Origin of the sequence: Rothia nasimurium (genome assembly GCF_014217215.1) — a bacterium.
In the GTDB taxonomy this organism is placed as follows: Bacteria; Actinomycetota; Actinomycetes; order Actinomycetales; family Micrococcaceae; genus Rothia; species Rothia avistercoris.
On the sequence record NZ_CP056080.1, the window covers coordinates 1,638,932 to 1,651,145 of the forward strand.

Sequence of the window (12,214 nt, forward strand, 5' to 3'; positions counted from 1 at the left end):
GTTTTGTGGTCCGCTGTCAGTTGGGTGGGTTAGAGCATAAGCCCTGGCAGGATCTCATCGTCGGTGCCTGAGAAGGCTTCTTCCTGTTCTTTCAGGTAGGCCTCCCAAGCTTCGGTGCTCCATATTTCTGCTCGTGAGCCTGCGCCGATGACCGTGAGGTCTTTTTCCAGCCCAGCGTAGTCTCTGAGGTTTTGAGGTATGGTGATTCGCCCCTGCTTATCGGGTACCTCGTCGGAGGCCCCCGATAGAAAAACTCGAATGTAGTCTCGCGCCTGCTTCGACGACAGCGGAGCTGTGCGCAACTGTTCGTGAATACGCTCGAACTCGGTCATGGTGAAGACGTAGAGGCAACGTTCCTGCCCGCGGGTGAGCACCAGACCTGCTTCCAGCTGCTCGCGAAATTTCGCGGGAAGAATCAGGCGCCCCTTGGCGTCCAGACGCGGGGTGTGAGTTCCAAGAAACACGGCACCACCGCCTCTACCTGTCGCCTGTGCTCCCCCTAGCAAGCAGGGAAACTACATCAGTGTTGTTCTATCCCCTCCACTTTACTCCACTATGCCCCACCGAATGTACCAAATACGGAATTTTTACCGGGTTTTTGAGTGTTTTCACACGGAATGAGATGGTTACAAAATTTTCTGCTTCATGAAGCACCCACCGGGCAGTCGATCCGCATCTCCCATATATAACTTTGAAGACATACAAAAACCGCCCGGTGCAGACCGGGCGGTTAAACGTTAATCTATGGAGGGGCTAGAAGCGAGAGCCGCCTTGGCGCTCATCCCACTTGTTTTCAAGGTTCTGCATAAAGCGAGAATTCCCCTTATTTTTTGAAGGGGTCGGGCGGGTAGATGCCCCACCGGTAGCTTTAGTGCCTTTTCCCTTGGGCGCAGTCGTAGCGAAATACACGCCAGCAGCTGCTACGACAAAACCCAGTACGCCCAACAGGATGAGCTTAGTAGAGACTCCAGCAATGATGATGCCCAGACCCACCACAGCAACGAGGGCGCCAATCACCAGATTGCGGGGTGATGACGAGACAGCCTGAGCCACAAGGGGCTGGGGGCCGGTCATGGTTGACGCAAAGGCGGGGTCTTCGTTGAGCTGCTTTTCGAGCTGGGCAAGAAGTTCCTGTTCCTGTTCTGAAAGCGCCATGGTGTCTCCTTAGCTTGTGCGGTGAGCCTAAACGCGCAGGTGGGGCGAGCAGCACCAGACGCGAGCGCGCGTTAGGTTGTCTACTCATCTTACCGGTAGCTTTTGGGTGCAGCCTAGATACACCCTGAAAATGACCTCGAATTTACCTATCGTTTTCGCCCCTCAGAGGTGATAAGGCTTGCTGGGAGAAGACCGTGGGTACCGAAGCGGGCATTGATGGTGTCCATGGCGTTTTCGGCTCCTTCCCATTCTTCGGCAAGGGTATCTTGGGTCGGTAAGGTCGTGCCGCCTGTAGCACCGGGTGAAGCTGGGGCGAAGAGTTGCATCTGCACACCGGTTTCCCGCCCTTCAAGTTTTTCTGCGCGGACGCCCAGCAGCCGTATCGGCCGGTGTGATGAGCCATCGGGCTGCAATACTTCTAACTGTTTGAGGTGGGCAATAACGGCGTCAAACATGATACGGCCGGATACGGTTGCAAGGGGCAGGGGGCAGGAGCGGGTGAGAGTTTCGAAATCTGAGTAGCGAATTTTGAGGCTGAGGGTGCGGGTTTGGCGACCGGCGGTTCGCAGTCTTCGAGCAACGGCGAGACAGAGGCTGTAGAGTTCTGCGGTGATAGCCTCGGCGCTCGTTTGGTCGGTGGTAAAGGTGTGCTCGGCACCGATTGATTTTTCGATACGCTCTGGGGTGACCTCGCGGCGGTCAATACCGCGGGCAAGTTCATAGAGGTGCAGACCTGCCGCCTGGCCGCAGCGCCCCTGAAGCCAGGGCAGGTCGTATTCTCGCAACTGGGCGACGGTATGGATTCCAAGTCCTTCGAGGAAGGCAGCGCTTTTAGCCCCGACGCCCCAGAGATTACCGACCGGTAGGGGGTCCAGGAATTCTTGCACCCGCTGGGGTGGGACCACCCAGAGACCGTTGGGCTTAGAACCGGCGGACGCCATCTTGGCAACGAATTTACTTGATGAAATCCCTACGGAACTCGGCAGACCCAGCTCGGTTTTAATGCGGTCGCGGGCCTGTTGCGCGATATCGACGGGGCTCCCTTGGGCTCGGACGGCGCCGGTGAGGTCAAGGAAGGCTTCATCAACGCTAACCTGCTCTAGGCGGTCGGTAATCGTACCTAAGATAGCCATCACCTGAGCGGAGTAACTGCGGTAGTGGGCGGACGGCTCCAGCAGCAGGGCAGCGGGGCAGAGCCGGCGGGCGCGGGCCAACGGCATGGCTGAGCGCACACCGTAGCGGCGGGCTTCATACGAGGCGGAGAGGACGACCGAGCGCGGCGAGTTACGGGCAACAATAAGCGGACGCCCACGCAGCTGGGGCTGTGCAAGAAGTTCAACGTTGACGAAGAAGGCATCCATATCGAGGTGCATGATGATGCGGGCAGGGGCATCCGCACGCACGCCCTGAGTAGCCTGCTGGCCCATCCGCCCTACCCCCATTTATCGAAACTATGTTCTAATCTATCCTAGATGAGCAGGGCAGTTTTGACTAGGTGTCGACCTGCATCTACTAGACTGGTGTGCAGAGCTATCCCCAGACCCAAGGACGTCATGACCCCCCAGCCAGCCCCCACTACCGGCCCCGAGGAATCCGCAGCCTACCTTGAGGCTCTCGAAGCCGAGATGGGCCGCTTTTTTGATACCCAGCAAGAACTCATGGCAACCGTCTCGGTTGAAACCCTACCCCTGTTGGAGTCCGTCCGCGCCCTTTCCACCGGCGGTAAACGTCTTCGAGCGCTCTTGGCCTACTGGGGCTACCGCGGAGCTGGTGGAGCGGGAGTGACCGAGTCCATCGTTCGGGCGGGTGTAGCGATCGAACTTTTCCAGACCGCTGCCCTGATTCACGATGACATTATCGATGCCTCCGACACCCGACGGGGCGCCCCCAGTGTACACCGCCGGTTCGAGGCCATGCACCGGGAGCTGGGCTATAAGACCAGCGCTGAGTCGTTCGGTGTATCAAGCGCAATTTTGGCCGGCGACCTGTGCCTGTCCTGGTCAGAAATGGTGTTCTCGTCCATTCCTGAGCTCACTGCCGCCAGCGAAGCCCGCTTTATCTTTGACCTGATGCGCACCGAAGTGATGGCCGGCCAGTACCTCGACATTGTGGGCGAAGTCGTGCCCGAAGAAGAGCCAAAAGTTGCCCTTGAGCGGGCTAAGAACGTGATTCGCTACAAGGCCGCTAAATACTCCTGTGAACACCCCATTGCCCTGGGCGGGGCCCTGGGTCTTGGTCTAAAGCACGGGGAGACCTCCGAACTGGTTGCCGGTTACCGGGCCTTTGCCCTACCCCTGGGCGAGGGCTTCCAACTGCGCGATGACGTACTGGGGGTCTTCGGTGAGCCCGAGACCACAGGCAAGCCCGCTGGCGATGACCTGCGCGAGGGCAAACGCACCGTCCTCACGGCCTTTACGGCCATGAAGAGTAACGCAGACCAGCGGGCCTTCCTCGAAGGCTCCCTGGGTTCCCCTACCCTGGGGGCAGAAACCATCGAAGAGCTTCAGCGCCTCATGCGAGACTCCGGAGCCCTCCAGGCCGTTGAAGAGATGATTCAAGCCAAGGGGGACGAGGCCCTAGCCGCCCTTGAAGCCCTCGACCTCGAAGCATCCGTGCAGCAGGCCCTGCGGGCCATTGCGGCCAAGGCCCTGCACCGCTCCTTCTAGGGTAGCGCTAGCATTTATCAGGTAATAGAACAGCAGGCTCACACCGGAGTGTGAGCCTGCTGTTCTCTATCTAAACCTTTGAATGCCTTACCAGGCCAGGGCTGAAGCGCGGCGGCGGATTTCGGTCTTGCGACCGTCAATCAGGGCGTCGATAGGACGGCCCGGCAGGGTGTCGTCAGCAGTGTAGAGCCAAACAATAGCTTCTTCTGCGGTGAAACCGGCATCGGCCAGTACGCTCAGGGTGCCCTTGAGGGGCTCAAGCACGCGGTCTTCGCGCATGAAGAGGGCGGGGACCTTGCGGACGCCGGTTTCGGGGTCGCGCACGGCCAGCAGGGTTCCGTCAGCCAGCAGGTTGTGGACGCGGGTGACCTTGAGGTCAAGGGCTTCTGCGATATCGGGGATGGTCAGCCAATCGCCAACCAGAGCAATTACTTCGGGTGTAGTTTTTTCATCAGTCACCTATCCATTGTGCCCCAGAAACCGGGGAATCGGTAGGTAGCATCGGCAGGGGGCACAGCGAGTTTCGTTTTCGGTCTCTTCCCAGGGGCCGCCCGTACAATAGTGAGGATGACTGATGACTTCTCTGCTGCTCCCTGGCTGACCGGGGTTATTTTCAAGGGCCATTTTGAGGTGGGCCACCTGATTGCGCGCGGTGGTATGGCCGAGGTGTACCACGCGGTTGACCTGTGGTCAGATAACCCGGTGGCGCTCAAGGTGCTACTCCCCCACCTCTCTACCGACCCAGCTCAGCAACAGAAGTTTTTCCGAGAGGGCTCGGCGCTCAAGAAGATTCAGCATGAGAACGTTGTAGGTGTCATCGACGAGGGCACCGAGGTAGTTCACGGTCAGCAGGTCATGTTCCTGGTCTTAGAGTACGTGCACGGGTGTACCCTGGCGCAGCTGACGCAGCTACGACCGGTGCTCTCGGTGGGCGAGATGCTCGATATCATGATTCCTGCGGTTGAGGGCCTATCTGAGGTGCACGCCCACCATCTGATTCACCGCGATATCAAGCCCGCCAATATTCTCTTAGAGGCCGATACAGGGGGCGTTAAGCTCTCCGACTTTGGCCTGACGCGAAGGGCCGATCAAAGCGCAACCGGCCAGCTCATGGGTACCCCCTCCTTCGTGGCTCCCGAAATCCTCGACGTTGCCTCACCGGTCGGGCCTCCTGCCGATATTTTTGCCCTGGGCGTGATGATGTATCGCCTGCTCACCGGCCGTATGCCGTTTGCCGGGGCCGATAACGACCAGCAGGTGCTCTACCACAACATGAACACCGATATTCCCTCCCTCGCCCACCTGGCTGAGGGTATCTCTTCCGACATCGCGGGTGTGGTGAGCTGGTGCACCCGCCGCAGCCCCCGTGACCGCCCCCAAGACGCCACCGAGCTCTACCGGGCCCTGCGCGATATTGAGGCCCGTGCCAGTGAACAGGAGAAGGACTACCGGCTAGGTCAGGCGGATCAGCCAGCAACAACGCTATGGGAAGACGTCGCCGATATCGCCGAACAGTCGGGGCGGGTACGCCACGAGCAGACCGCTATCACCGGTTTTGGAGCCGCCGATGACCTACTCGATGCAGGTTCCTCTGGCCCGCTTAGCGAGCACGAGCAGGCAGTACGTTCAGCCGCGGACGCCCCCGTTGAGATCTACGCCCCCACCGACTTCCCCGGGGTTGGGCCCAAGACCGAAACCCAGGCCGTCCTCGATGCCCAGCTATCTGAGCACGACGCTGCCCAAGACCCGGCGGTGGTAGAACAGCCATCAATTTCTGCAGAGTATAACCGGCAGCGGGCTACCGCCCACCGCAGTGTACGCGCGGACGCAGCACCGGCGTCCGCACCGAAACCAGCGCCGGTACGCCCCGCCAACCCCGCCCAGTGGACCGAAGCCCAGCGCCGGAGCCCGGCTGAGAGGTGGCGCCCACCCCTCTCCCCGGTTTCTATAGTCCTGATTCTTGCCCTGGTTCTGTTGGGATTTGTCGCAGCAGGTCTTGTGGGCTGGTGGCTGGCAAGCCTTATTCTCTAGCGCAGGCGCCCTCGCTCCAGTACAGAACCCGAGGGGAAAACCCGGGCATAGAAAAGCCGCCGTGGCCCTATTCTTGAAACCTGTGTTCAAGAGAAGGCGACGGCGGCTTGCTCTGTGCCCTGGAGACCTTAGCCTTAGCGGCGGGCCAGGTACTCAGCAACCTGGAAAGCGATTTCCAGGGACTGCTGGTGGTTCAGTCGGGGGTCGCAGAGGGTCTCGTAACGGTCAGCGAAAGCTGCTTCTTCGATGGGGTCAGAACCGCCCAGGCATTCAGCGACGTCGTCACCGGTCATCTCTACGTGGATACCGCCGGGGAAGGTACCGAGAGCCTCGTGTACCTCGAAGAAGCCCTGAACCTCGTTCATGACGTCGTCGAAGCGGCGGGTCTTGTAACCGGACGGTACAGAGATGGTGTTGCCGTGCATGGGGTCGGTAACCCACACGACCTTGGCGCCTTCCTTCTGCACGCCCTCAACGATGGCGGGCAGGTTTTCACGAATCTTGCCGGCACCCATACGGGTAATGAAGGTCAGGCGGCCGGGCTCGCGGTTGGGGTCCAGCTTGTCAATCAGGGCCATGGCATCGTCGGCGGTCGTGGTGGGGCCAAGCTTCACGCCGATGGGGTTACGAACCTTGGAGAGGAAGTTGACGTGGGCATCATCCAGGCCGCGGGTACGCTCACCGATCCAGAGGAAGTGGGCGGAGGTGTCGTAGGGCAGGTGGGTGCGGGAGTCAACGCGGGTCATAGCGCGTTCGAAGTCCAGAAGCAGGGCCTCGTGGCCGGTGTAGACATCGGTGGTCTTCAGGGGGCCGAAGTCGGTGCCACAGGCTTCCATGAACTTGATAGCGCGGTCGATTTCGCCGGCGATGGACTCGTAGCGGGCGTGGGCGGGGTTCGAGGTAAAGCCCTTGTTCCAGGAGTGGACCGAACGCAGGTCAGCAAAACCGCCCTTGGTAAAGGCACGAATCAGGTTAAGGGTGCTTGCACTGGTGTGATAACCCTGGAGCATGCGATTGGGGTCGTGCACGCGGGACTCTTCGGTGAAGTCAAAACCGTTAACCATTTCACCGCGGAAGGAGGGCAGGGTGACGCCGTCACGAGTCTCATCGTTCGATGAGCGGGGCTTGGAGAACTGACCTGCCATACGGCCCATCTTGACCACGGGCATGGACGCACCGTAGGTCAGCACAACCGCCATCTGCAGCAGGGTGCGCACGCGGCCTGAAATCTTATCAGCGGTAGCGCCTGCGAAGGTTTCTGCGCAGTCGCCGCCCTGAAGCAGGAAGGCTTCACCTTCTGCAACGCGTGCTAGGTCGGCACGCATCTGGTCAACTTCACCGGCGAAAACCAGCGGAGGAACGCTGTTCAGTTCGTTGATGACGGCGGTGAAGTCGGGGTGCTCAGCCCACTGGGGGTGCTGATCGATGTGCAGGGAGCGCCACTCTTCGAGTTCGGGGAAGTCGTTCGGGGTGGGTACGGCGCCGGAGTTGGTCACGGGGTGACTCCTTTGTATGTGGTCGCTAGAGCCTATCTTGAGGTAAGGCTCTGTCTCTATATTCAAAAGTATTGGGGTTCGTAGGGAGGGTTCAAAAGCTATGTCCACGATGTGACATATAGCTCCTAGCTGGGGCAAGACCCCGCCATAAGTCTGAGTGGACGCCCGTGCCTGGGCAGGTGCGCCCCACTAGGAGCGGGCTTCAAGAAGCCGCGCAGTAGCCTCGTCCGCGCTGATATTTTCAGCCGTCATGAGCTTCTTTACATCGGCCGCATACACCGGGGTGATGGGGCGGCCGGTCATCTGGCTAATCCGCTCAATCACCCGGTCTGCCAGTTCCCGCTGGGCGGCCCATTCATCGTCCCGCCCCAGATAGGGGGCCACGTCAATAGGTTCGCCGATGACGGTCTTTACCCGAATCGGTTTGCCATCCTTCCGCAGGCGAAGGCGGTTGGAGCCAGGAACCTGTACATCCTCGTTACCGAACTGGGCAACGGGGATAATGGGGACGCCGGCCTCTAGAGCTAGGCGGGCCACACCAATTTTGGCGCGGTACAGACGTCCATCGGGGCTACGGGTCCCCTCGGGGTAGATCCCCACCAGCTTTCCCTCTCGTAGGGCAGCAACGGCAGCAGCCAGAGATTCAGCTGATTTAGCGCCACCGGAGCGGTCAATAGGTAGCTGGCCCACCGAGGTGAAAAACCACTTCATCACACGCCCCTTAACACCTGGTGTAGTGAAATAATCTGACTTAGCCAAGAAGAACACCTGACGCGGTGCCGCAAGAGGCAAGAAAATAGAGTCAATAAAAGACACATGGTTACTTGCCAAAATAGCGCCGCTTGCTGCCGGGATATTTTCAGCCCCCACGACCTCGTGATGATAGGCCCGCTGCAAGAAGGGCTTGAGCACGGTGCGTAGCTGCATATACATGGTGTCTCTCCTTGCGATAGGGCAATGTCAGGGGTCTCGTGGCTAGAGCAGTCAGCGAGCGGCTTTCCACTACATATTGTATGCCCGAGGGCGACCAGCTCAGAAACAGGGTGAAGCAGACTCGTAGCGAAGCTGCTTCACCTTAGCTCCTTATCTGAACTAGTCAGTATGAGTAAACTACGCTGGCGGTGAAGCTATTCCCCTCAGAGCGTCACACCCCGCAAAAGTAGGATTTTAGCCGGGGGCGGGCTGTAAAATGGCGAGGAAGAACCACGTGCCCGGCATCGTTGCCAGCGCACCTTAGCCCTCCCCCGCCGCCGAGGCCCGTTAGAGACAAGGTAACACCGTGAAAGAAATTCACTCCCCCCAGATTGTTACTATTGATCCGGCAGTCAACATCACCGACATGGTGGAACGCCGCGCTCAGGACAGCCGTAATCCTCTGGTCTACCGGGTGCAGAAATCGACCGGCAACTGGGTGCCCGTTACAGCCAAGGACTTCCGCCGTCAGGTCATTGATCTAGCCAAGGGTCTTATGGCCGCAGGTATTGGGGCGGGCGACGTCGTTGGCATTATGAGCCGCACCCGCTACGAGTGGACCCTAATTGACTTCGCTATCTGGTACGCAGGCGCTGTGACAGTACCCGTCTACGAGACCTCATCTCCTGCCCAGGCTGCCTGGGCCCTATCTCATTCCGGCGCTAAGGCTATCTTCGTTGAGAACAGCAAACTGGCAGACGTCATTGGGCAGGCTCGTGAACTCACCGATGATGAGCTCTCCCTTGATGCTTTGAAGGACGTCTGGGTGATCGAAGATTCGGTTCTCCCCACCCTGGTCTCCGGTGGTTCTTCTATCTCTGATGAGGACGTGGAAGAACGCCGGTCCCTCGCCAACCTCGATACCGTGGCGACCATCGTCTATACCTCCGGCACCACCGGCCGCCCCAAGGCCTGCCCGATTACCCACGGTAACTTCGCCCGTCTCTCTGCCAATACCAAGCTCACCATCCCCGAGATTGCCAACGAGACCAACTCAACCCTGCTCTTCCTACCCCTGGCCCACGTGCTGGGTCGCCTGATTCAGGTGCTGGCCTTCGATGCGGGCCTGACAGTAGGCCACGCCCCCAACATCAAGAACCTCTCCACCGACCTGGCCTCCTTCCAGCCCACCATGCTGCTGGTTGTACCGCGAGTCTTTGAAAAGGTCTACGAGGGGGCTATCAAGAAAGCCGAGAAGGGCGGTAAGGTCAACGCCAAGCTCTTCCAGCGCTCAGTGGACGTCGCTATCAAGTGGTCCCAGGCCAAGATTGCGGGCAAGATGACCCGTGCCCTTACCCTGCAGCACAGGTTCTATGACAAACTGGTCTACTCCAAGCTGCGCGACGCCATGGGCGGCAAGGTACGCTTCGCGGTATCCGGCGGCGGACGCCTGGCCCCCCACTACGGCCACTTCTACCACGCTGTGGGCATCGAGGTCGTTGAGGGCTACGGCCTGACCGAGACCACCGCCCCCCTGGCCGTTGGCCGCATCCGCAACTTTGATATCGGCAACGTGGGTACCCTGATTCCCGGTGGCTCTGCCCGTATCGCTGAGGACGGCGAACTCGAGTTCAAGGGCATCGGCCTGATCTCTGGCTACCTCAACAACCCCGAAGAGAACGCTGCTGCCTTCACCGAGGACGGCTGGTTCCGCACCGGCGACCTGGCCCGTATCGACGATGACGGCAAAATCTTTATTACCGGCCGCAAGAAGGAAATCATTGTGACCGCCGGCGGTAAGAACGTCATGCCGGTACCCGCCGAAGACCGCCTGCGCCAGTCCCCCTTCGTCTCCCAGGCCATGCTGGTGGGCGACGAGAAGCCCTTCATCTCAGCACTCATTACCCTGGACCCAGACGTCCTGCCCGATGAGCTCGAGCGCATCGGACTGCCACGCACCCTCTCCCTCAAGGAGGCCTCCACCAACCCCCGCGTCCGTGAGGCTATCCAGAAGTTCATCGACGACGCCAACGCCTTTGTGTCGAAGGCCGAGTCTATCCGCGAGTTCCGAATTCTTGATAAGGACTTCACCGAGGCCGAGGGGCATCTGACCCCCTCTATGAAGGTTCGCCGCAAGCAGGTGCTGGCTGACTTCAACTCCTATATTGAAGATATGTACAACCGCACCAAATCCACCGTGTCTGAGACCGCCGCTCACACCGCTGAGCGCGTTCAGGAGCTACGTGCCGAGCAGACCGAGAAATGGGACCAGTTCAAGGCTGTTCAGGCTGAGAAGATTCAGGAGTTCACCGAGACCCAGGGGCAGAAACTGCACGAGCTGGCAGATAAGATCCAGCAGGTCGCTCCCCTACCCGGAGCGAAGGACAAGGACGCCGCCAGCAACTCAGGTGCCGACGAGCAGGTTGAGAAGGCCGCTAGTGACTGGGTAGAGGTCACCGAAATAGAAAAAGACTCCCAGTAAAGTACACGACCCCCGTTCCTGTTATCAGGAGCGGGGGTCGTGCGTTAGGCGGGTCGAAGGCTAGTCGAGCTCAAGCCCCAGCAGGGCGTTCTCCACGACCTCGGTCAGGGCCGGGTGGATCCAGTACTGGCCGCGGGCCATATCGCGGGCGCTCAAGCCAAAGCTCATGGCCTGAATCAGGGGCTGAATCAGGGTGGGTGACTCCTCACCGATAAGGTGGGCACCCAGCAGCTCACCGGTGTCCTTGCGGGCGATGAGCTTGCAGACGCCTTCACTATCGTCCATAGCCCAGCCGTAGGCTACGTCGCCGAACTTCTGCTCCTTGACGGTAATCTCAAACCCTTCAACCGCAGCCTGCTCCTGCGCCTGGCTTTCGGTCAGGCCCACAGCGGCAATGGGCGGGTGAGTGAACACAGCAGCGGGCACATAGCGGTGGTCGGTGGCACGTAGCTGGTCGGGATGCACGATATTCCACTGCACGGTGCGCATCTCGGCGTTCGCCACGTGCTTGAGCTGGTAGGGGGAGCTCACATCGCCCAGGGCCCAGACGCCCTTGACCGGCTGGCCGCCGGAGAGCACCCGCTGGTAATCATCCACCTGCACCAGGCCCCGCTCATCCACATCAAAGTAGGTGGCAGCATCGAGGGTATCGGAGTTGGGGGTGCGACCCGTTGCCACCAGCACCAGGTCAGCGGGCACAGTAACCCGCTCACCGGCGTCATCAAATACCACCGTCACAGACCCGTCGTCGGCAGCCTCGATAGCCTTCAGGGCGTGGTTGGTGCGCAGGTCCCACTGGCGGGCGGCCTCACGGGTAAAAATCTCGGCAATGGTATCGTCGTGGCTGCGGAGCAGGCGGTCTGAGCGCACAGCCTGGGTCACCTGAGCGCCCAGACCCGAGAATACATGAGCGAACTCGGCTGCGATAAAGCCGCCGCCGATGACCACCACGCGCTCGGGTAGCTCATCAATACGCATGACGGTATCTGAGGTATGCACCTGGGGCAGGTCGATACCGGGGACCTGCGGCAGGGTAACACGGGAGCCGGTAGCCAGCACCAGCTGGTCAGCGGTCAGCTCAAGGCCGGACGCAGTAACCACGCTCCGGGGGCCAGTCAGCTGAGCGTACTCCTCGTAGACATCCACGTTCTCAAGGGACTTCCGCCAGGCCAGCCCACCCTCGCTAATAGCGTCGATGCGGCCAAAGATTCGGTCGCGAATCTGCCGCCAGGCAGTGTGCTTGTGCTCTAGCTCTACACCCAGACGGGCAGCGTCCTTAGCGCGGGCAACGCTAGAGGCCGGGTAGACATACATCTTGGTGGGAATACAGCCCACGTTGAGGCAGGTACCGCCGAAGCGGCCACCGTCGATGATGGCAATCTTCTTGCCCTCATAGTCCTCGTTGGGCAGGGAGTTACCGGAGCCAGAACCGATAATGATGAGGTCGTAGTGGCGGGGTGAGCTCATGGGGC

The 12,214-nt window shown here is 60.0% G+C and carries 10 protein-coding genes; 3 read left to right on the forward strand and 7 right to left on the reverse strand.

Going from position 1 to position 12,214, the window contains the following annotated elements:
* Positions 1-29: 29 nt before the first annotated feature.
* The 3 genes from mraZ to dinB form a co-directional block, all read right to left on the reverse strand.
* Positions 30-464, reverse strand: a complete 435-nt coding sequence (gene mraZ, locus HWU94_RS07480) for a division/cell wall cluster transcriptional repressor MraZ (RefSeq protein WP_135011380.1) — start codon at positions 462-464, stop codon at positions 30-32.
* A gap of 289 nt (positions 465-753) precedes the next feature.
* Complete coding sequence (locus tag HWU94_RS07485; protein ID WP_185173166.1) at positions 754-1,155, reverse strand: DUF3040 domain-containing protein; 402 nt, start codon at positions 1,153-1,155, stop codon at positions 754-756.
* A 146-nt stretch (positions 1,156-1,301) separates the two neighbouring features.
* Positions 1,302-2,582 carry a DNA polymerase IV gene (gene dinB / locus HWU94_RS07490; RefSeq protein ID WP_185173167.1) on the reverse strand — a complete coding sequence of 427 codons (1,281 nt, stop codon included), beginning with the start codon at positions 2,580-2,582 and terminating at the stop codon, positions 1,302-1,304.
* 126 nt (positions 2,583-2,708) lie between these two features.
* On the opposite strand from dinB, the gene HWU94_RS07495 reads away from it, so the two are divergent.
* Positions 2,709-3,821: a polyprenyl synthetase family protein gene (locus HWU94_RS07495; protein WP_185173168.1), complete on the forward strand. Its 1,113-nt coding sequence runs from the start codon at positions 2,709-2,711 to the stop codon at positions 3,819-3,821.
* A gap of 87 nt (positions 3,822-3,908) precedes the next feature.
* Here the strand turns inward: HWU94_RS07495 and HWU94_RS07500 are convergent, their stop codons facing one another.
* Entirely contained in the window at positions 3,909-4,280 is a 372-nt protein-coding gene (locus HWU94_RS07500) for an Rv2175c family DNA-binding protein (RefSeq protein ID WP_185173169.1), read from the reverse strand.
* A gap of 108 nt (positions 4,281-4,388) precedes the next feature.
* Between HWU94_RS07500 and HWU94_RS07505 the strand changes: the two genes are divergently transcribed.
* Entirely contained in the window at positions 4,389-5,852 is a 1,464-nt protein-coding gene (locus HWU94_RS07505) for a serine/threonine-protein kinase (RefSeq protein ID WP_185173170.1), read from the forward strand.
* Positions 5,853-5,986: 134 nt separating this feature from the next.
* On the opposite strand, the gene HWU94_RS07510 is transcribed toward HWU94_RS07505, so the two are convergent.
* Together HWU94_RS07510 and HWU94_RS07515 are read right to left on the reverse strand one after the other, a co-directional pair.
* Entirely contained in the window at positions 5,987-7,348 is a 1,362-nt protein-coding gene (locus HWU94_RS07510) for a class II 3-deoxy-7-phosphoheptulonate synthase (RefSeq protein ID WP_185173171.1), read from the reverse strand.
* Between the two features lie 189 nt (positions 7,349-7,537).
* A complete protein-coding gene (locus HWU94_RS07515; protein WP_185173172.1) occupies positions 7,538-8,281 on the reverse strand; it encodes a 1-acyl-sn-glycerol-3-phosphate acyltransferase in 744 nt (247 codons plus the stop codon).
* Between the two features lie 346 nt (positions 8,282-8,627).
* Between HWU94_RS07515 and HWU94_RS07520 the strand changes: the two genes are divergently transcribed.
* Positions 8,628-10,742: a long-chain fatty acid--CoA ligase gene (locus HWU94_RS07520; protein WP_244955927.1), complete on the forward strand. Its 2,115-nt coding sequence runs from the start codon at positions 8,628-8,630 to the stop codon at positions 10,740-10,742.
* Between the two features lie 60 nt (positions 10,743-10,802).
* On the opposite strand, the gene HWU94_RS07525 is transcribed toward HWU94_RS07520, so the two are convergent.
* The gene (locus tag HWU94_RS07525; RefSeq protein WP_185173173.1) at positions 10,803-12,209 is read right to left on the reverse strand and encodes a mycothione reductase; all 1,407 of its coding nucleotides are present in this window, start codon (positions 12,207-12,209) and stop codon (positions 10,803-10,805) included.
* Positions 12,210-12,214: the final 5 nt, after the last annotated feature.